This is a genomic window from Arthrobacter subterraneus, assembly GCF_900099735.1.
Lineage (GTDB): Bacteria > Actinomycetota > Actinomycetes > Actinomycetales > Micrococcaceae > Arthrobacter_D > Arthrobacter_D subterraneus.
Genome location: NZ_FNDT01000064.1, coordinates 1 through 1,259 on the forward strand (window position 1 = coordinate 1; position 1,259 = coordinate 1,259).

Below are 1,259 nucleotides of genomic sequence, written 5' to 3' on the forward strand. Positions count from 1 at the left end.
GGGACTGCCCACGTTTTGGTTGACTCGTGGGGTTGATAGTTTCTAGGCGGCTAGCGCCATGTTGTTGATTGTCTCAAACTCGATCGGGGTTAGTTTACCGAGGGCTTTCTGCCGTCGCCGGCGGTGGTAGGTTCGCTCGATCCAGGTGATGATGGCGAGGCGTAGTTCTTGGCGTGTTTCCCACCGTTTCCGGTTCAGCACGTTCTTCTGCAGCAGGGCGAAGAACGATTCCATGGCCGCGTTATCGCCGCATGCACCGACCCTGCCCATCGAGCCCTTCAAGCCGCTGGCGTGCAGTGCGGAGACGAACTTGCGGGACCGGAACTGACTGCCCCGGTCGGAGTGCACCACGGCCGCTGACGGGCTCCTGAGTGCCACGGCGTGATTCAGCGCGGCTACGGCCAGGGAGGCTTTCATCCGGCCGTCGATGGAGTAGCCCACGATCCGGTTCGAATACAGATCCTTGATCGCGCACAGGTAGAGCTTGCCCTCCGCGGTGGGGTGCTCGGTGATGTCCGTGACCCACTTCGTATCCGGTGCCGCGGCGCTGAAATCGCGGTTGAGCAGGTCATCGTGGACCGGCGGTCCTGCCTGGCGCCCTCCGACCCGTTTGCGGTGGATGACCGAAAGGATCCCGTTCGTCGAGCAGAGCCGCCAGATCCGGCGTTCACTGGCCACCGGGCCATCGCCGGCGTTGAGCTCATCGGCGATGAACCGGTACCCGAATGCGGGGTCATCGGCGTGGACGTCGATCGCGGCGTTGATGAGGTGCGCTTCCTCCCAGTCTCGGGCCGAGACGGGGTTGGCCTTCCACTTGTAGAAGGCCTGTTTGGAGAAGTTCAGTACCCGGCAGGTCACCGCGACGGGAACACCGTCAGCGGCAAGGTCAAGGACCAGCGGGAACATCATTTTGGGTTGACGTCCCTGGACAGATAGGCGACTGCCCGGCGCATGACTTCGGCTTCCTGTTCCAGAAGCTTGATGCGCTTTTTCGCTTCGCGCAGTTCGGCGGATTCTTCTTTCGCTGCCCTGGTTTTGGGGTCGTCTTCCTCGTCGGCTTTCTTCAGCCAGCGGTGCAGCGCGGCCGGTGAAACGCCGAAGTCCTTGGCGATGGTGGTCAGGGGTGCTTCGCCCTTGCGGGCAACCGCGATCACGTCACGGCGGAACTCTTCGGGAAAGGCCTTGGGCATGATGAACATCCTTCCACCCGCGAGGTTAATCCTCACAGGTCAGGAGTCAACCAAACCTTCAGCAGTCCC

At 62.1% G+C, this 1,259-nt stretch carries 2 protein-coding genes; both read right to left on the minus strand.

From position 1 onward, the window contains the following. Positions 1-42: 42 nt before the first annotated feature. Positions 43-1,014, minus strand: a complete 972-nt coding sequence (locus BLS52_RS18235) for an IS3 family transposase (protein ID WP_245702949.1) — start codon at positions 1,012-1,014, stop codon at positions 43-45. Further along, entirely contained in the window at positions 906-1,190 is a 285-nt protein-coding gene (locus tag BLS52_RS18960) for a transposase (RefSeq protein WP_139186302.1), read from the minus strand. Before BLS52_RS18960 ends, BLS52_RS18235 begins: the two co-directional genes overlap by 109 nt. Positions 1,191-1,259 lie beyond the last annotated feature (69 nt).